Source organism: Mesorhizobium sp. M0983 (genome assembly GCF_040318975.1).
Lineage (GTDB): Bacteria > Pseudomonadota > Alphaproteobacteria > Rhizobiales > Rhizobiaceae > Mesorhizobium.
This window is the reverse complement of the sequence record NZ_JAMYNH010000003.1, coordinates 391,501-409,391: the sequence shown is the minus strand read 5'-3', so window position 1 is coordinate 409,391 and position 17,891 is coordinate 391,501. Positions and strand designations below refer to the sequence as shown.

14 protein-coding genes are annotated in these 17,891 nt (G+C 64.2%); 7 read left to right on the top strand and 7 right to left on the bottom strand.

Annotated features, from left to right (window positions below; translation table 11 throughout):
• Nucleotides 1-65: 65 nt before the first annotated feature.
• The 6 genes from NKH71_RS08490 to NKH71_RS08465 all read right to left on the bottom strand — a co-directional run bounded on the left by NKH71_RS08490 (nt 66) and on the right by NKH71_RS08465 (nt 7,711).
• Nucleotides 66-1,307 (bottom strand): MFS transporter, encoded by a 1,242-nt coding sequence (locus NKH71_RS08490; protein WP_352788049.1) that lies wholly within the window; start codon nt 1,305-1,307, stop codon nt 66-68.
• 182 nt (nt 1,308-1,489) lie between these two features.
• A complete protein-coding gene (locus NKH71_RS08485) occupies nt 1,490-1,954 on the bottom strand; it encodes a Ros/MucR family transcriptional regulator (protein WP_023721369.1) in 465 nt (154 codons plus the stop codon).
• Between the two features lie 164 nt (nt 1,955-2,118).
• Nucleotides 2,119-2,823, bottom strand: a complete 705-nt coding sequence (locus NKH71_RS08480) for an ROK family protein (RefSeq protein ID WP_023721368.1) — start codon at nt 2,821-2,823, stop codon at nt 2,119-2,121.
• A 19-nt stretch (nt 2,824-2,842) separates the two neighbouring features.
• Nucleotides 2,843-4,219 carry a glucose-6-phosphate dehydrogenase gene (gene zwf / locus NKH71_RS08475; protein WP_352788046.1) on the bottom strand — a complete coding sequence of 459 codons (1,377 nt, stop codon included), beginning with the start codon at nt 4,217-4,219 and terminating at the stop codon, nt 2,843-2,845.
• Nucleotides 4,220-4,241: 22 nt separating this feature from the next.
• Nucleotides 4,242-5,258: a phosphogluconate dehydrogenase (NAD(+)-dependent, decarboxylating) gene (gene gnd / locus NKH71_RS08470; protein WP_352588112.1), complete on the bottom strand. Its 1,017-nt coding sequence runs from the start codon at nt 5,256-5,258 to the stop codon at nt 4,242-4,244.
• 14 nt (nt 5,259-5,272) lie between these two features.
• Nucleotides 5,273-7,711, bottom strand: coding sequence for a glucan 1,4-alpha-glucosidase (locus NKH71_RS08465; RefSeq protein WP_352894741.1), 2,439 nt, complete (start codon nt 7,709-7,711; stop codon nt 5,273-5,275).
• Nucleotides 7,712-7,926: 215 nt separating this feature from the next.
• Here NKH71_RS08465 and NKH71_RS08460 point away from each other — a divergent pair, with 215 nt between their 5' ends.
• From NKH71_RS08460 to NKH71_RS08440, 5 genes are all read left to right on the top strand, one after another.
• Nucleotides 7,927-8,940, top strand: coding sequence for an ABC transporter substrate-binding protein (locus NKH71_RS08460; protein ID WP_023721363.1), 1,014 nt, complete (start codon nt 7,927-7,929; stop codon nt 8,938-8,940).
• A gap of 47 nt (nt 8,941-8,987) precedes the next feature.
• On the top strand, nt 8,988-10,508 hold the full coding sequence (locus tag NKH71_RS08455; protein WP_023721362.1) for a sugar ABC transporter ATP-binding protein: 1,521 nt from the start codon (nt 8,988-8,990) through the stop codon (nt 10,506-10,508).
• A 1-nt stretch (nt 10,509) separates the two neighbouring features.
• A complete protein-coding gene (locus tag NKH71_RS08450; protein ID WP_352494089.1) occupies nt 10,510-11,484 on the top strand; it encodes an ABC transporter permease in 975 nt (324 codons plus the stop codon).
• Nucleotides 11,485-11,486: 2 nt separating this feature from the next.
• On the top strand, nt 11,487-12,434 hold the full coding sequence (locus NKH71_RS08445) for an ABC transporter permease (RefSeq protein WP_352894739.1): 948 nt from the start codon (nt 11,487-11,489) through the stop codon (nt 12,432-12,434).
• 120 nt (nt 12,435-12,554) lie between these two features.
• Nucleotides 12,555-14,624 carry a 3-hydroxyacyl-CoA dehydrogenase NAD-binding domain-containing protein gene (locus NKH71_RS08440; protein ID WP_352788042.1) on the top strand — a complete coding sequence of 690 codons (2,070 nt, stop codon included), beginning with the start codon at nt 12,555-12,557 and terminating at the stop codon, nt 14,622-14,624.
• Between the two features lie 8 nt (nt 14,625-14,632).
• On the opposite strand, the gene NKH71_RS08435 is transcribed toward NKH71_RS08440, so the two are convergent.
• Nucleotides 14,633-15,445, bottom strand: a complete 813-nt coding sequence (locus NKH71_RS08435) for a response regulator transcription factor (protein WP_352481005.1) — start codon at nt 15,443-15,445, stop codon at nt 14,633-14,635.
• 114 nt (nt 15,446-15,559) lie between these two features.
• On the opposite strand from NKH71_RS08435, the gene NKH71_RS08430 reads away from it, so the two are divergent.
• Both NKH71_RS08430 and NKH71_RS08425 read left to right on the top strand, forming a co-directional pair.
• Nucleotides 15,560-16,690 (top strand): ABC transporter ATP-binding protein, encoded by a 1,131-nt coding sequence (locus tag NKH71_RS08430; RefSeq protein WP_352788040.1) that lies wholly within the window; start codon nt 15,560-15,562, stop codon nt 16,688-16,690.
• The gene (locus NKH71_RS08425; protein WP_023721356.1) at nt 16,671-17,834 is read left to right on the top strand and encodes an ABC transporter substrate-binding protein; all 1,164 of its coding nucleotides are present in this window, start codon (nt 16,671-16,673) and stop codon (nt 17,832-17,834) included. Before NKH71_RS08430 ends, NKH71_RS08425 begins: the two co-directional genes overlap by 20 nt.
• The last annotated feature ends 57 nt before the right edge of the window (nt 17,835-17,891 follow it).

Genomic DNA, 17,891 nt, shown 5'->3' with positions numbered 1-17,891 from the left:
CAAAAGTGTGCAGCGGTTTTGGGAAAACGACATGCACAAACAAACGAACTAAAGCGCGTCGCGCTTTAGTTTCGCCCCCTGAGATGACGCACCTTGCGCAGCTGTGGGAACAGCACCGCCCATAGACCGGCGACAGCGATCGCGCCGACGCCGCCGACCACCACGGCCGGAACCGTGCCGATCAGCGCGGCCATGGTGCCGGCGCGGAATTCGCCGAGCTCATTGGAGGCGCCGACAAACACCTGGTTGACGGCGCTGACGCGGCCGCGAACGTCGTCCGGCGTCCACAGCTGGATCAGCGTCTCGCGGATATAGACGCTGAACATGTCGGTGGCGCCGAGCAGGGCAAGGGCTGCGATCGACAGCCAGGTGATGGTCGAGAGGCCGAACAAGACGGTGAACGCGCCGAACAGCGCAACGAAGCCGAGCATGACAAGGCCGGCATGGTTGCGGATCGGGTGTCCGGCCAGCCAGATGGCGACGCAGATGGCGCCGACGCCGGGCGCCGAGCGCAACAGGCCGAGCCCCCATGGGCCGAGTTCGAGGATATCGCGCGCATAGACCGGCAGCAGCGCCGAGGCGCCGGACAGGAGCACCGCGAACAGATCGAGCGAAATCGCGCCTAGCACGATCTTTTCGCTCCAGATATAGCCGAAGCCGGCGAACAGGGTCCGTACCGTCGGTCTGTCGGTCCGGCTGCGCTGGGCGGGCTTCGGGATGGTGAAGATCAGCACGGCGGCGATGAGCATCAGCGCGGCCGCGGTGGTGTAGGCGGCTTCGGCCGAAAGCCCGTAGAGCAGACCGCCGGCGACCGGCCCGACGATGGTTGCCGTCTGCCAGGCGGACGAGTTCCAGGCGATGGCGTTGGCGAAATCCTCGGGCGGCACCAGATTGGCGAACAATGATGACGAGGCCGGCCCGAAGAAGGCGCGCGCGATGCCGAACATGGCGAGCACGATGAAGACCGGCATCGGCCCGGAGAGGCCGCGCAGCGTCAGCAACAGAAGCGCCAAAGCGCAGCCCGCCTCGACCAGCACCGCCAGCGCCATGATCAGGCGGCGTCCAAAACGGTCGGCAACGTCGCCAGTGACCAGCACCAGCAGCAGCGAAGGCAGGAACTGGACGATGCCGACAAGCCCAAGGTCGAACGGGTCGCGGGTCAGATCGTAGATCTGCCAGCCGACGGCGACCGACACGATCTGGGTGGAGAATGTCGAGAGGAAGCGCGCCGCCCAGTAGCTCAGGAACGGCCGATGGCGAAAGGCGGCATAACGCTGGTCAGGCGGTACTTGGGATTCTGTGGTCATGGATCAGGCCCCGTGGCGGCGATGTCGGCCGGCGGGGCACTTCCACGATGGGCGCTGGTCCGGCCAAGAGAGCCTTTAGCGCAGTTCAGCGCAGGGCGCGCGCAAAAATCCGGCCTGGATCAACAATTTCCGCTCCGCCGGGCGTTGCCGCTGGCGGAGCGACCGGACCTGCTCCGAACGCTTTAGGCCGTCGCCTTGGCCTTCCTGCCCCTGCCCTTGACGGGCGCGGGCGGGGCGGCCTTGCGGCCGAGACCGATTGCCTTGGCCAGCTGCGAACGCGAGGCCGCGTAGTTGGGGGCGACCATCGGGTAGTCGGACGGCAGGCCCCATTTGGCGCGATAGGCGTCGGGCGTCAGCCCGAAATGGACGCCGATATGGCGCTTCAAGGATTTGAACTTCTTGCCGTCCTCGAGACAGATGATGTAGTCCGGCGTCACCGATTTCTTGGGATTGACGGCAGGCGTCAGCGGCGCGGCGACCGGCACTGCCGGTTGCCCGAGCCCGCCTATGGAAGCGCTGACGCTGGCGATGAGATCGCCGAGGCCGGAAGCCGGCAAGCGGTTCTTCTCGACATATGCGGACACGATATGGGCGGTCAGCTCAAGCAGGTCGATGTCTTTGCGAGCGTTGTTGTTGTCGTCGGTCAATCTATTTCTCCGTCCGTGGGGGTCGCAGAAATTCCTAGTCGGCAAATCTGCGCAATGCAATGACGCCGCACCACGTCACACATTATTTTGAATAATAATACTAACGGCAGCGCGGGATTAACAACCCTGAGCCGGTGCTCGATAATATCAGACAATCAGCAATATCAGATAATCAGGGATTTGTCGCGCCACAGTCGAAATCCGCCCTCGAAGGCGCGTGTATTGTCGCCGCGTCTGCAATCGGCGGGCAAGTCGGCGAGTTCCTCGACATTGCCGCCGCCGATGACCACGTAATCCGGCTGCATGGCGGCGCGAAGCCGGTCGACCACGTCAAAGACGTGTTTGCGCCATTTCTTCTTGCCGCGCTTTTGCAGGCCGCGTTCGCCGACATAGTCTTCGAAACTGCCGCGCTTCTTGTAGGGAAGATGGGCAAGCTCCATCGGTTGGGCGACGTTGTCGACGATCATCGCGGCCCCGAGGCCGGTTCCGAGGCCGAGGAACAGCATGCGGCCGCCTTCATAGCTGCCGACGGCCTGCATCAGCGCATCGTTGACGACCTTCACCGGTTTGCCGAACTCAGCGGCGAAATCGCAGCCGACCCAGCCCTTGCCGAGATTGGCGGGTTCGGTGAGCGGCCGGTTGTGGTGCACCGGACCCGGATAGCCCATCGAGACGACATCGTATTGCAGCCCTTCGGCCAGCGTCTTCACCGCCGCGACCATCTGCTGCGGCGTCAGCTCCGGTCCGGAAGCGGTCTTGCGCTCGTCGCCGCCGGCGCTGGTGCGGATCTTGACGTGCGAGCCGCCGATATCGATCGCAAGCACGATCTTTTCGGCGTCGGGTGCCGGTCGCTTCACCGCTTTGGCCATCGCTTTCGCCTCCCAGAAATCATTTCGATGGATTGATCCAGCCGTTCGGCGGGCCGAATCCAGTCATCGCTTCGGTCGGCCCCCAGGTCTTTGGCGCGTAGATCGCGGGCGGCGTGGTGTCGCCGAGCACCGGGCCGACGATGCGCCAGGCGAGCTCGCTGGCGTCCTGGCGGGTGAACAGCTGGCCGTTGCCGTTCATAGCGTCGCCGATCAACCGCTCGTAAGGCGGCATGTCGCCCGTCGAATCGTCGAGCGCGGTGAGCTCGACCTGCTCGCCGACCATGTCGTCGCCGGGCGCCTTGCGCCGGGCTCCGATCGAGATCGCCACCTGCGGATCGATGCGGAAGCGCACGTGATTGCAGTCGCCGGGCTTGATTGGATCGAAGACGTCGAGCGGCGGCCGTTTCAGCCGCACGATGACCTCGGTGGCGTGCACCGGCAGGGATTTGCCGGCGCGGATGAAGAACGGCACATCTTGCCAGCGCCAGGTATCGACGAAAAAGCGCACCGCCGCGAAGGTCTCGACCGGCGAGTTCGGCGCCACGCCCGGCTCGTTGAGATAGCCGTCGAACTGGCCGCGCACGACATCGTCCCTGGTCAGCGTCCGGATCGCCCGCAGCACCTGCACCTTCTCGTCGATCAGATCGTCGGCCGAGCGGCCGACCGGCGGCTCCATGGCGAGCAGCAAGAGGATGTTGAGCAGATGGTTTTCGATGACGTCGCGGATGCAGCCGACCTCGTCATAGAAGCGGCCGCGGCCCTCGACACCGAAATCCTCGGCCATGGTGATCTGCACGCTCTCGACGAAGTTGCGGTTCCAGATCGGCTCGAGGAAGGAATTGGCGAAGCGGAAATAGAGCAAGTTCTGGATCGCCTCCTTGCCGAGATAATGGTCGATGCGGAAGATCGACTTTTCGTCGAAGACCAGATGCAGTACCCGGTTCAGCCAGCGCGCCGATTGCAGATCATGGCCGAACGGCTTTTCCACCATCAGGCGTGCGCCCTGGGCGGCGCCCGACTGCTCCAGTCCCTGGACGACGACCTCGAACATGGCGGGCGGCACCGCCAGATAGTGCAGCGGCCGCTGTGCGCTGCCGAGCGCGGTCTTCAGTTTATCGAAGGTCGCAGGCGCCCGGTAGTCGCCGCTGACATAGCGCAGCAGCGACGCGAGCCTTGCGAAGATCTTCTCGTCGATGCTGCCGATGGCGTTGACGATGCCGTCGCGGGCGCGCGCCTGCAGCTTGGCGATATCCCAAGGATCGAAGGCGACGCCGATCACCGGCTCGTTCAGCGTTCCCTTGGCCACCATGGCGTAGAGGGCGGGGAAGATCTTCTTGTGGGCGAGATCGCCGGTGGCGCCGAAAAGCACCAGCGTGTCCGATCGTTCCTGGCTCATGGGCGTGCCTCCCTGTCGCCCGTCACGAGCCGGCCTTGGGTTTTTCGACATGGCCGCCAAAGGCATAGCGCATGGCGGACAGAAGCTTGTCGGCGAATTCGGACTCGCCTTGCGAGGAGAACCTGTCGAACAGCGCCGACGACAGCACCGGCGCCGGCACGCCGGTGTCGATCGCCGCCTTCAGCGTCCAGCGGCCTTCGCCGGAATCCGAGACCCGCCCGCCGAACTGTGTCAGCGACGAATCGGCCTTCAGCACGCCGGCCGTCAGGTCGAGCAGCCACGAGCCGATGACGCTGCCGTGCCGCCAGACCTCTGCCACCTCAGCGATGTCGATGTCGAACTGGTAATATTGCGGGTTCTCGAGTGGACTGGTTTCGGCGTCGGCGGTGCGCTGCCGCTTGCCGGCGTTCGCCGATTTCAGGATGTTCATGCCCTCGGCATAGGCGGCCATGACGCCGTATTCGATGCCGTTATGGACCATCTTGACGAAATGGCCGGCGCCGCTTGGTCCGCAGTGGAGATAGCCGAAGGGAGCGGTTCCGGCGTCCTTGCCGGGCGCAGGCGAAGCGGCGTCGGCGCCGGGCGCCAGCGTTGCGAAGACTGGATCGAGATGCTGCACCGCGCTGTCGGGGCCGCCGATCATCAGGCAATAGCCGCGCTCGAGGCCCCAGACGCCGCCGCTGGTGCCGACATCGACATAGCTCAAGCCTTTCAAGGCCAGGCGTGCGGCGTGGTCGACGGCCTCATGATAATAGGAATTGCCGCCGTCGATGATGATGTCGCCCGGCTCCATCAAGGCGGCCACCTGGTCGACGATCCGGCCGGTGATCGCCGCCGGCAGCATCAGCCAGGCGCTGCGCGGCTTCGCCAGCTTGCCGACGAACTCCTCCATCGAGGGGGCTCCGACCGCGCCGGCGGTCACAAGCGCCGCGACGCTCGCCGGGTTGATATCGTAGACGACGCATTCGTGGCCATCACGCAGCAGGCGCCGAACCATGTTGGCGCCCATCCGGCCCAGTCCCATCATTCCTATCTGCATGGTCTCGTCCTGCCTTACTTGAGGGATCGATGATCTAGTGGCTGTGCGGCATCGTCGATACCAACGGAAAAGTCGACATTCTCCCAACGTCCGGCATCGGACCAGAAGAATGTGAAGACAATGCTATTGTCCGGGCTATTGCCCGGAGCGGCGTCGGCAACCGGCAATTCCGCAAGATGGATGCCGAAAAGGTTCGCAGCGGTCTCGCTGTCATGGACGGTGGCCCAATTGTCGCTGCTCCAATGAACCACCGCCCGAGCCAGAAGTTCGATGCGCAGCGCCTTGCCTGCCGGTATGGTACGGATCTTGTGGTTGAAGCGCCATGCCCTGAGGCGCGACACCGTCCTGCCCTCGATATAGCGCTTGACGCCTTGCGGCGGCATGTCGAACACGGCGCCGTCGCGCAGCGACCGCAGCAGCTTGATGTGCTCGGAATGCGCCCAGACCAGCGGCTTGGCGCTGCCGGAGGGGCCGCCATGCCGCAATTCGCGCTCCGGCATATCGGGACCATCCCAGACCTGCTCCGGCAGCAGGCCGCCCGGCCCGGCAGAGTTCTCGAACGTGTTGAGAAGGCTTGCCGCTCTGTCCTTGCGTCCCGCCGCCAACTCGTAATGGGCGCGCTCGCCGACCAGCAGCGGCCCGGGCCGGCCCTGGCCGGTTCCATCGAACGGTGCGCCGTCGGCATGCTCGCCATAGCCGTCGCCATTGTAACGGTACCAGAGCGGGCCCTGCGGCAGTTCGCAGCGCAATTGCGCGTCGATGACCTTGACCGTGTCGAGGATGCGCGGATCGTCGGCTGCCCTCAGGCCGAAGCGGACCAGCGCCAGCGCATCCGGGCTGACGATCGCTTCGGCCGGGCGGTCCGTATCGCCGGGCGCGCGGTTCTTGATCGGCACAAAGCCGTCCTTCGGCGATGCGGCGCCGGCCCTGTCGGGCGGGGCGATGCGGACATAGTAGCCTTCGACGCCGGCCTCGTCGCATGCGGTGGTGCCGGTGACGTAGGTCCAGCGCTCGATCTGATCGTTCCAGACATCGGCGGTTTCGCGCAGATAGTTTGCCGGCTCTGTTTTGCCGGCGGCATCGAACATGTCCGCAGCCGCAAGCAGCGCGGCGATCTCGACGGCAAGCGTGAACGGGCTGTAGCCGGCGTCTTCCTCCCAGCGGTCCTCGCCGGTGACGGGGCCGTTGCGTACGACATAGGCGGCAGCGCGCTCGATCATCGGCATGAAGGAGGAGAGTACCGCAGGCGGCAAATGCCCGGCGCGGCGCAGCGCGTCGGCGAGCAGCAGCGGAAAGGCGCACTCGTCCATCTGGATGCCCGGCCAATAGACCGACCCGTCGAGCCAGGCGTTCTGCGGCCAATGGCCGTCCGGCTGCTGGATCGAGCGCAGATAGCCAAGGATGCGCAAGGCTTCCGCCGGGTCGCCGGCGGCGAGGAATCCGCCGGCGGTTTCGACCAGATCGCGCGGCCAGACCAGGTGATAGCCGCCGAGATCGTCGTCGCCCTTGTTGAAGCCCCACGGGATCGACAGGCTGGCCACGGCTGCTCCGGTCGACGAGCGGTGTGTCGCCAGCACCGCCGTGCTGAGGCGGTAGGGATTGAGGGCGGACACCGCATGCCGGTCCAGCGGCAGCAATCCGGCCTGCCATTGGCGCCATTTGTCGACGTAGGATCCGGCTGCGGGCCCAAAACCTTGGTTCAGGCTGGCGAAAGCAGTTTCCGCCGCCTGTTGCGGCGTCGTGCCGAAGCCCAGCGCCAGCAACATTTTTGGGTTCGCAGCCGAAAAGGCGATCTCACCGGTCAGCGCGACATTGCCGTCCTCGGCCCTGCGGCAGGCCGGATCGAGCCGGCCGCTTTGACGAAGCTGCTGCCAGCCGTCGGAGACGCCGACATAGCCGGCCGCGCACGCCTTCCACGGCCGCGACGAGGCGAGCGCCAGGCAGACGCCGCGTCCCGATGCAAACAGAACAGGCTGTCCTTCATGGTCGTCGATCCAGGCAGTGTTGCCCATGCCGGCATTGACGAGGTGCGGCGCCAGCAGCGCGTAGACGCGGTAGTCGCTGGCGGCACCCTTGAGCGACGTGAACATGATCTCCTGCAGCAAGACGGGACGTTCCGGATCGGTGAGGACGCGCTTCTCGATCCGGTAGCTTCCATCGGCTGCGGTGTTGACCAGCCGATAGGCAGGCACCCCGTCCTCGAGGGGTTCGATGCGATGTTCGGCGTCGCGCTTCTCTTCGGAGAAATAGCCGTCGGGTCCGGTGACGATCAGCCCCAGATCGCGGGTGCATGCGCTGTCGAGGCGGGAATAGTAGATCTCGTTGAGGATACCGTGGCTGATGGTGAACCAGATCGGGCAGGCCGGCGACAGCGCGGTGCCGACGCCGCTCTTGGCGCTCGACGTCCAGCGCGCCGGAATGCCGGGTGCACCCGGGGCAAGGTTCACTGCCATTTAATCGGTCTCCATCGCCATCCCTAGACCAGGAGTCGAACCGGTTTCAATGATTGCACCGCAAGTTGATCGTCGGCCATGGATTGATGTTGACAGCTTGCTGGCTATCTGCATTTGTCTGATAATAGATAAAAAACAGCATTGTGAGCGTATCAGCCATTCACCAGCCAGCCATTAGCCACCAGTAAGACAGCAACTCACGGGAGGAGTATGACATGAAGAAAATATTCGTTTTGGGCGCCCTTGCAGCGATGCTTGCCGCAGGCACCGCGCTTGCCGATACCAGCGGCAAAAAGATCGCTTTCTCCAACAATTACGCCGGCAATTCGTGGCGGCAGGCGATGCTGGACAGCTACGGCATCGTCACCAAGAAGGCAGTCGCCGACAAGGTGGTCGGCGCCGCCGACGTCTTCACGACGGCCGACAAGGAAGTGCCGACGCAGGCAGCCCAGGTGCAGAACCTGATCCTGCAGGGCTATGACGCGATCGTCATCAACGCGGCATCTCCGGATGCCCTCAACGGCGCCATCAAGCAGGCCTGCGACGCCGGCATTGTCGTCGTCTCCTTCGATGGCATCGTCACCGAACCCTGCGCCTACCGCGTCGTCGTCGACTTCAAGGACATGGGCAAGCAGGAAGTCGAGCAGATGGCCAAGTTCCAGCCCAAGGGTGGCAATCTGCTGGAAATCCGTGGCCTTGCCGGCACTTCGATCGACGATGCCATCCATGCCGGCATCCTCGAAGGTGTCGCCGCCCATCCCGAGTTCAAGATCGTCGGCTCGGTGACCGGCGACTGGGACCAGACCACGGCACAGAAGGCCGTAGCGACGATCCTGCCGTCGCTGCCGGATGTGGTCGGTGTCGTCGACCAGGGCGGTGACGGCTACGGCGCGGCGCAGGCCTTTGCCGCCGCCGGCAAGCCGCGCCCGACCATCATCATGGGCAATCGCCAGGACGAGTTGCAATGGTGGAAAGAGCAGAAGGAAAAGGACGGTTACCAGACCTGGTCGGCTTCGATCGCGCCAGGCGTATCGACGCTTGCCTTCTGGGTGGCGCAGCAAGTGCTCGACGGCCGCACCGACGTGCCGCACGACCTGCTGGTTCCTTATCTCGCCTTCACACAGGACGATTTCGAGGCAGCGTTGCCGAAGATTCCGAAGGGCGGCGTCGCCAGCCACGAATACACGCAGGAAGACGCCGTCGCGGCGATCAAGGCCAACATCAAGTGAGCATGGCACTATTGTTGCCGCCACAGATAACCGGGTATCGTTGAGGCATGCCCGAGGCCAGTGCAGACATCATCAGGCCTGACGGCGCCGAAAAACATTTCGGCGCCGTCAGTATGGACATCATAAGACTGGACGGAGCCGAAAAACATTTCGGCGCCGTCAGGGCGCTCGACGGTGTCGATTTCAGCGTTCGTGCCGGAGAATGCGTCGGTCTCGTCGGCCATAACGGCGCCGGAAAGTCGACGCTCATGCATATGGTGGCCGGCACGCTTACCCCCGACAGCGGGCAGATCGCGGTCCGCGGCGGCGTCGAGGCAAGTTATTCGGTGCCGCGCGCACAGCAGCTCGGCATACGTTGCGTTTTCCAGGAACTGTCGCTCTGCCCGAACCTCAGCGTCGCCGAGAATACGCGGATCAACCACGCCTCGCTTAATGGCTTCGGCTGGCGGCGCAAGGCCGCCCATCTGATTGCCGCCAAGCTCGACGAGATATTCCCCGGCCACAGCATCTCGGCATCCGACATCGTCGGCGATCTTTCCATCACCAGCCGGCAGATGGTGGAGGTGGCGCGCGCCTTCACGGTCACGCAGGAGCCGCTCGAACTGGTCATCCTCGACGAGCCGACATCCTCGCTCGATGCGCATACCGCCGGCCAGCTGCTGGCGTTCGTGCGCCGCTTCATCGCCGCCGGCAAGAGCTGCATCCTGATCTCGCATGTGCTGGGCGAAGTGCTCGGAAATGCCGATCGCATCGTGGTGATGCGCGACGGCAAGGTGGTCGCCGCCGGGCAGGCCGACGCCTTCGACCGCGACAGGCTGGTGACGGCGATGGGCGGAGCGGAGGCGCGCGAGAAGGCCGCCGCAGAGATTGCGAGCGGCAAGCCGGAGCCCGGTCCGCTGCGGGTCCGGGCGCGGCCGGCGCGACAGCAGGACGGCAATGAGCTCATCGCCCGTGCCGGTGAGATCATCGGCCTTGCCGGACTTGCCGGGCATGGCCAGACCGACCTGTTGCTGGCGATCTTTGCCGCGGCTTCCCGCGCCAAGACCGGCATCGAGGTCACCGCGCCGGTGGCGCTGGTTGCCGGCGACCGCCAGTCGGACGGGATTTTTCCGCAATGGTCGATCGCCGAGAACATCGGCATCCGTTCGCTGGCGCGATTGCGCAACGGCCTCTTGATCTCGCCGCAGCGCGAAGCCGAGCTCGCCCAGCTGTGGCAGCGGAAAATCGGCATCCGCACGCCCGACATGAACAACAACATCTTCTCGCTGTCCGGCGGCAACCAGCAGAAGGCCTTGTTCGCGCGGGCGCTCGGCTCCGACGCCAAGATCGTGCTGATGGACGATCCGATGCGCGGCGTCGATATCGGAACCAAGCTCGAAGTCTACGATCTCGTGCGCGAAGAAGCTCGCCATGGCCGCACATTCCTCTGGTACACCACCGAAACCGAAGAGCTCGACAATTGCGACCACATCTATGTGTTCAAGAACGGCCGGATCGTCGCCAACCTTCGTCGCGACGAACTGACGGAGGAAAAGATCATCCAGTCCTCGTTTGGCGACGCGGCCTGAGATGACGGCGGCATCCATCGAGAATGGGCTAAAATCGTCGGCTCGCGCCACGAGGCGGGCGCGCATGCTGCGCAGCCTGCTGCCGGCACTGTCGTTGGCGCTGGTGCTCATCGCTATCGCCTGGCTCAACCCGCGCGCCATCAGCTATTTCGGCTTCAGCCTGATGCTCAATCTGGCGATCCCGATCGCGCTGGCGACGATCGCGCAGATGTTCGTCATCGCCGGCAACGAGCTCGATTTGTCAATCGGCACCTTTGTCGGCTTCGTCGGCTGCGTCACGGCGACATGGCTGAAGGACGCGCCGTTGCTCGGCGTCGTCATCCTGCTCGGGTCGATCGGTGTCTACGCGCTGCTCGGCGCGCTGATCCATCTGCGCAACCTGCCCTCGATCGTGGTGACGCTCGGCATGAGCTTCGTCTGGCAGGGCCTGGCCATCCTGATCCTGCCAAAGCCCGGCGGCAAGGCGCCGGACTGGCTGCTGGCGCTGATGGCCTTCAAGCCACCCGTCATTCCGTTCCCGATCATCGCGGCATTGCTGATCGCGGCGGTCGTCCACTTTGGCCTGATGCGCACCTCCTATGGTGTCATCCTGCGTGGATCGGGCGGCAATTCAGCCGCACTCAAGCGCGCCGGCTGGTCGCTGCTCCGTACCAAAATCGCGCTGTTTGCGCTGACCGGCCTGTTCGGCGTTTTGTCCGGCATGGCGCTGATCGGCATCACCACCTCGGCCGATGCCAATATCGGCAATGGCTACACGTTGCTTTCGATCGCCGGCGTCATCCTCGGCGGCGGCGAGTTCGTCGGCGGCCGGGTGTCGCCGATCGGCGCCGTCATCGGCGCGTTGACGCTGGCGCTGGCCGCATCGCCACTGCTGACGTTCATGCACATTCCGCCCGACTGGCAGGTTGCCGCCAATGGCGCCATCCTGATCATCGTGCTGGCGGCCCGGGTGCTGATCAGCCGCAGGGAGAGGTGAGCATGGTCTCGCTGCGGACACTGCTCGCCAGACCCTGGATCTGGTCGTTCTTCGGGGCGCTGCTGGTGTGGTTGGCGACGATCGCCTTCACCGGCGGCTATGGCGGAGGCGGGATGATCACGGCGGCGCTGTCGCTCGCCGTCTTCACCGTCATCGTCGGCGTCGGGCAGATGTTCGTTATCACGCTCGGGCCGGGCAATGTCGACCTGTCGCTGCCGGCCAATATCGGCCTTGTCAGTGCTGTCGCCATGAAGGTCATGGACGGCAATGAGGCGATGATCGCGGTCGGGCTGCTGGCCGCGCTTGCCTGCGGCATGGCGATCGGTGCCGTCAACTACCTGCTGATATGGGCGCTGCGCATTCCGCCGATTATCGCGACGCTGTCGGCCAGCTTCGTCATCCAGTCAGTCGATATCAGCTATGGGCGCGGCTTGCAGATCAAGCCGCCGCCGGGCTTTGCCGATTTCACCAACTGGCAGGTGTTCGGTATCCCGGTGCTGGCGATCCTGACCGTGCTGTTCACCATCGGCGCCGGCATCGTTTTGCAGCGCATGATCTACGGACGCTCGGTGCTGGCGATCGGCCAGAACATCCGCGCCGCCTGGCTGGCAGGCGTCAATGTCGGCCGCACCCGCTTCCTCACCTACACGCTGTCGGGCGCGCTCGGCGGCCTCGACGGTGCACTGCTCGCCGGTTATTTCCGCGGCGCCAATGTCGATATCGGCAATGAGTATCTGCTGGCGTCGATCGCGGTCGTCGTCATCGGTGGCACGTCGGTAGCCGGCGGCAAGGCCAATGTGCCGGGGGTCTGGGGCGCGGCGCTGTTCCTCGTGCTGCTGTTGACCATGCTCAACACGTTCGGCGTGAGCGTCGGCGTGCGCCTGGTGCTGACCGGGCTGATCATCGTCGGCGTCATCACCGCGGCCGGCGGGCAGAAGGCGCTGCGCTAAGGCAAGGCCACCCGGCGGCGAGAGGATATCGATCCGGCCCGCAAACATGTGGTTCCCATCCGCATGCCAGCGCTGTAAATCCCGTCGGGCTCCTGGCCAACATCATTGTATGAGGTTTGCGTGCCCGATTTCGTCAGCACTACAAGGCACGGCAACGTCGCGCTGGTGACCATCGACAATCCGCCGGTCAACGCGCTGAGCTTCCATGTGCGCGAGCCGTTGATGCGGGCGCTCGTTTCCCTGCGGGACGAGCCGTCGGTGGGAGCAATCGTGATAGCCTGCGCCGGGCGGACCTTCGTCGCCGGCGCCGACATCACCGAATTCGGCAGACCGGCGCAGCAGCCGGAATTGCGCGCCATTGTCGCCGTGCTGGAAACCATCGCCAAGCCGACGGTCGCCGCCATTCACGGCACTGCGCTCGGCGGCGGCCTGGAACTGGCGCTCGGCTGCCATTTCCGTGTTGCCGACCGAGCGGCAAGGCTCGGCCTGCCGGAAGTCAAGCTCGGCCTGCTGCCGGGCGGCGGCGGCACGGTTCGCCTGCCGCGCTTGGTTGGTCCGCTGAAGGCACTCAGCATGATCGTTTCGGGAACGCCGATCAATGCGGCCGAGGCGCGCGCCGCCGGTCTGGTGGATGCCGTCTTCGATGGCGACCTGACCGCGCAAGCGGTGAGTTTCGCCAGCGAAACGGCCGCGAAAGGCGGTCCGTTCACGCCGGTGCGCGACCGCAACGATCGCCTCGACCAGGCCGACTTGCCGGCCTTCGACAAGGAGGCGGCAACGCTTGCGGGCAAAGCGCGCGGTCTCGAGGCGCCGATAGCCTGTGCGCAGTCGGTCCGCGACGCCCTCACGCTGCCCTTCGACGAAGCGCTGGCGGCCGAACGCGACCTGTTCGTCAAGCTTGTCGCCGGCGACCAATCACGCGCGCAGCGGCATTTGTTCTTCGCTGAACGTGAGGCGGCAAAGCTTGCCGGCAAGGATGTCGTCAGGCGCAAGATCGCCCGGGTCGGCGTCATCGGCGCCGGCACGATGGGCGGCGGCATCGCCATGGCGTTCGCCAATGGCGGTCTTCCCGTGACCTTGCTGGAAACAACGCAGGAAGCATTGCAACGCGGGCTGGCGACGATCGACAAGAACTATGCCGTTTCCGTCACCCGCGGGTCGCTGAGCGAAGACGCCAAGCGCCAGCGGCTGGCTTTGTTCAGGGGCAGCACCGACTATGCAGACCTCGCCGATTGCGACCTGATCGTCGAGGCTGTGTTCGAGGAAATGGCGGTCAAGAAGGAGGTATTCGGCAGGCTCGATGCGGTGGCCAAACCGGGCGCGATCCTTGCCACCAACACCTCTTATCTCGACGTCAACGAGATCGCCGCTTCGACGTCGCGGCCGCAAGATCTCCTTGGCATGCATTTCTTTTCGCCGGCTAACGTCATGAAGCTTCTGGAAATCGTCCGCGCCGACAAGACCTCGCCGGACGTGCTGACGACCATCGTCGATCTGGCGCGGCGGATCGGCAAGGTGCCGGTCGTCGTCGGCGTCTGCCACGGCTTCGTCGGCAACCGCATGCTGGCGGCGCGGGGTGCGGAACTGGAGGCGCTTCTGCTCGAGGGTGCAATGCCGCGCCAGGTCGACCAGGTGTTCACCGATTTCGGCTGGCCGATGGGGCCGTTCCAGATGAGCGATCTCGCCGGCCTCGACATAGGCTGGCGCAACCGCAAGGCGCGTGGCCAGACGGCTGACATCGCCGACACGTTGTGCGAACAGGGCCATTTCGGCCAGAAGACCGGCAGCGGCTTCTATCGCTATGAGAACGGTTCGCGCACGCCGCTGCCCGATCCGGAGGTCCAAGCGCTCATCCACAACAAGGCTGCTGAACGCGGCATTGCACCGCGGGCAATCGGCGCCGAGGAGATCATCGAGCGCACGCTCTATCCGATGATCAACGAGGGCGCCAAAATCCTCGAGGAACAGATTGCCGCCCGCGCGTCCGATATCGACGTCGTCTGGGTCAACGGCTATGGCTTCCCGGTCGGCAAGGGCGGGCCGATGTTCTGGGCAAGCCGCGAAGGCGTGGACAAGATCATCCGGCGGTTGGATCACTGGCACCAGCAGACCGGCGAGGACGTCTTCCGGGCGGCACCTCTGCTCAGGCAAATGGCCGAAACCGGTTCCTGGGACGGCGCTGCCGGCTGAACTTGGGACTACCGAATCCGTGCATCCATGATCTCGACAAAACGCGCGAATAGGCCCGCCTGCGATTTGATCTTGAGCTTGCGGTAGATGTTACGGCGATGGACTTTTACGGTTCCCGGCACGATGCGCATCGCCCTGGCGATTGATTCCGTGGAATGGCCCTGAAGCACCAGGTCGACGACATGCTGTTCGCGCGGCGTGAGCGAAAGGCTCTTCCAGATGTGAGCACGTTCGAACTCGCTGACTGGAGCAATCGTTTCGTCCTGCTTCGTCTCTGCCGGTTTGTCGGCCGGAAGATCATGCCAGCGCAGCCTGATGAGATTGATCACCGCAGGCGCCATGTCGCGCAGCAACCTCGCATCGGCGGTTCCGAAAGGTCCCGAAGCGCGCAATCGCATCAGCGAGAGCACCAGTGCGTCCTTTCCCGGCAGCGGCACAAAAAAGCCGACCTCCTCCGCAAGTCTGGTCTGGCTGTAATAGGAGCGGTAATATTCGCTGGCATAGAAGCGATCCGGCGCCAATTCGCGCATGCGCCAAAAGCCTTCCTTGCGCTCGACCGCAGCATGGTGGAACGGATCGAGCAGATAAGGCCCTTCCTGATAGAGCGCGACGAAGACGTGGCTGTCGGCCGGCGAGAATGTCTCGAACAGCAGCGGCGGGCGTAAGGCGCCGCGATAGCCGAAGATCACGCAATGATCGAAGCTGACATGCTGCCGGAGCCAGGCCACCATTGCCTTGCCGAAAAGCTCGCCGCTGGTCTCCCGCGTCGCTGCGATGAGCGCAGCGAGCCGGCTGTATTCATCGCTGCGCGAAACGCCCAATTCATACCCCTCCAGACGAGAAAATAGACAAAATATACCACCTGGGAGGTATATACTAGCCGCCATTGGCTCTGATAGCGTTTCGAGATCAACTAGCCGCTGGAGCCCGCAGCTTTGACCGCAGTGCCCGACATCGAGTTTCGCGGGGTCACCAAACGCTACGGCAGCGTGATCGCGGTCAGCGGCATCGATCTTGCCATCCCGCCGTCTGCCTTTGTCGCCTTGCTCGGGCCGTCCGGCTGCGGCAAGACAACCTGTTTGCGCATGATCGGCGGCTTCGAACAGCCAAGCGAAGGCGCGGTATTCATCCGTGGCCACGACATGGCCGGCACGCCGCCCTATCGGCGGCCGGTCAACATGGTGTTCCAGCAATATGCGTTGTTTCCGCATCTGGATGTCGAGGACAACATCGCCTATGGCCTGCGCCAGGCGCGGCCGCGCCTGTCGTCGCGCGAGATCAGCCTGAAAGCAGGCGAGGCGCTCGCCATGGTGCGGCTTGCCGGCTATGGACGCCGCAAGATCCATGAGCTTTCCGGCGGCCAGCAGCAGCGTGTCGCCCTGGCGCGGGCGCTGGTCAACAAACCGGCGGTGCTGCTGCTCGACGAGCCCCTGGCGGCGCTCGACAAGAAGCTGCGCACCGACATGCAGATAGAGCTGCAGAACCTGCAGCGCGAGATCGGCATCACCTTCGTCCTGGTCACCCACGATCAGGAAGAAGCACTGTCGATGAGCGATTTCGTCTGCGTCATGAATGGCGGGCGTATCGTCCAGCTTGGGCAGCCGAGCGAAATCTACGACGAACCCGCCGACCTCTTTGTCGCCGATTTCGTCGGCAAGACCAATCTGTTGAGCGGCAAGGTCGTCGGGCTCTCGGGCAAGCTCGTCGAGGTGGCGCTTGCCGATGGCACTGTCATTGCCGCGCGCAAGCGGACTTCGCTGGCTCAGGGTGAAGCCGTTTCGGTCAGCCTGCGCCCTGAATCGCTAAGCCTCGGCGCGCCCGGAAGCGGCCGGCTGAACGGGCTTGTCCGCAACCGGATCTTTCTCGGTTCGACCGCGGAATATGCAATCGAGGTCCAGGGCATCGGGACGCTGCTCGCAAAGGCCGATCATCTGATTGGCGGTGGAAATCTCTTCAAGCCGGGTGAACCTGTTGCCATCGGCTTTGCAGCCGGAACGCCGCTGGCGTTTCCGGAGAATAACGGGACCAACCAGAGGGAAAACAAAAATGTCGAAATCATATCGTGACGGACTGCCGATAAGCCCTGAAAAGTTCGTCGATCAATTGATGCGCCTCAAGCGGGGTTCCATCGGCCGCCGCGAGTTCCTTGGCCTTACCGGCCTGGGCATCGCAACGGCGGTGATGGCCCGCGAGCTCGGCATCATGCCGACGCCGGCTTTCGCCCAGGAAGGTCTTGGCGACCGCATGTCGATTGCCACCTGGCCCAATTATCACGACCCGGCGACGTTCGAGAATTTCCAGGCCGAGACCGGCGTTGCCGTCGAGGTCAATGTGTTCGGCTCAAACGAGGAGATGCTGGCCAAGCTGCAGGCCGGCGCCTCGGGCTGGAGCCTTTTCGTTCCAACCAACTACACGATCTCGACTTACAAGAAGCTCGGCATCATCGAAGCGCTCGATATGGCCAAGCTTGCCAATTATGACGGCTCGCAAGAAGACCCGCGCTTCACTGGGGAAGGCACCATCGACGGCGTGACCTACGCTGTGCCGAAGAATTGGGGCACCACCGGCTTTGCCGTCAACACCAAGAAACTGGCCAAGCCGATGACGAGCTGGAAGGAATTCTGGGACACGGCGATGGCGGAGGGCGACGGCCGGACCATGGTTCATGATTACCAGCTGACCACGATCGGCAACGCGCTGAAATATTTCGGCTTCTCGTTCAACTCGCTGAAGCCGGACGAACTCGCCAAGGCGGAGGAATTGCTGCTGAAGGTCAAGCCGCATCTGTTCGCGGTCTCCAGCGACTACCAGCCGTCGATGCGTGCCGGCGACGCCTGGATGACGATGTGCTGGACCAATGACGGGGCGCAGCTCCACCGCGACATCCCCGAAATCGCCTACGTGCTTGGCAAGGAAGGCGGCGAGATCTGGACCGACTTCTACGCAATCCCCAAGGATGCGCCCAACAAGCCTGCGGGTTATGCCTTGCTCAACTATTTGATGAACCCGAAAGTCGCGGTCAGGGAGCACCTGGCCAACGGTGCGCCTTCCACCGATGCGCGGGTCAATGCGCTGCTGCCCAAGGAGGTGCTGGAAAATCCGATCCTCTATCCGGCGGCGGATCTGCTCAAGCCACTCGAATTCGGTGCAGCCGCGACCTTGACCGACCCGGGCCGGGCCGAATTGATGGCACGCTTCAAGTCGGCTTGAACCGGGCGGACCAAAGGTCCGATGCAGGCAACTCCCCCGGCGGACAGATGTCCGCCG

Coding starts and splice junctions, on each gene's coding strand:
- NKH71_RS08490 (WP_352788049.1), bottom strand. CDS start 1,307: ATGACCACAGAATCCCAAGTACCGCCTGACCAGCGTTATGCCGCCTTT.
- NKH71_RS08480 (WP_023721368.1), bottom strand. CDS start 2,823: ATGGCCAAAGCGGTGAAGCGACCGGCACCCGACGCCGAAAAGATCGTG.
- zwf (WP_352788046.1), bottom strand. CDS start 4,219: ATGAGCCAGGAACGATCGGACACGCTGGTGCTTTTCGGCGCCACCGGC.
- gnd (WP_352588112.1), bottom strand. CDS start 5,258: ATGCAGATAGGAATGATGGGACTGGGCCGGATGGGCGCCAACATGGTT.
- NKH71_RS08465 (WP_352894741.1), bottom strand. CDS start 7,711: ATGGCAGTGAACCTTGCCCCGGGTGCACCCGGCATTCCGGCGCGCTGG.
- NKH71_RS08460 (WP_023721363.1), top strand. CDS start 7,927: ATGAAGAAAATATTCGTTTTGGGCGCCCTTGCAGCGATGCTTGCCGCA.
- NKH71_RS08455 (WP_023721362.1), top strand. CDS start 8,988: ATGCCCGAGGCCAGTGCAGACATCATCAGGCCTGACGGCGCCGAAAAA.
- NKH71_RS08450 (WP_352494089.1), top strand. CDS start 10,510: ATGACGGCGGCATCCATCGAGAATGGGCTAAAATCGTCGGCTCGCGCC.
- NKH71_RS08445 (WP_352894739.1), top strand. CDS start 11,487: ATGGTCTCGCTGCGGACACTGCTCGCCAGACCCTGGATCTGGTCGTTC.
- NKH71_RS08425 (WP_023721356.1), top strand. CDS start 16,671: ATGTCGAAATCATATCGTGACGGACTGCCGATAAGCCCTGAAAAGTTC.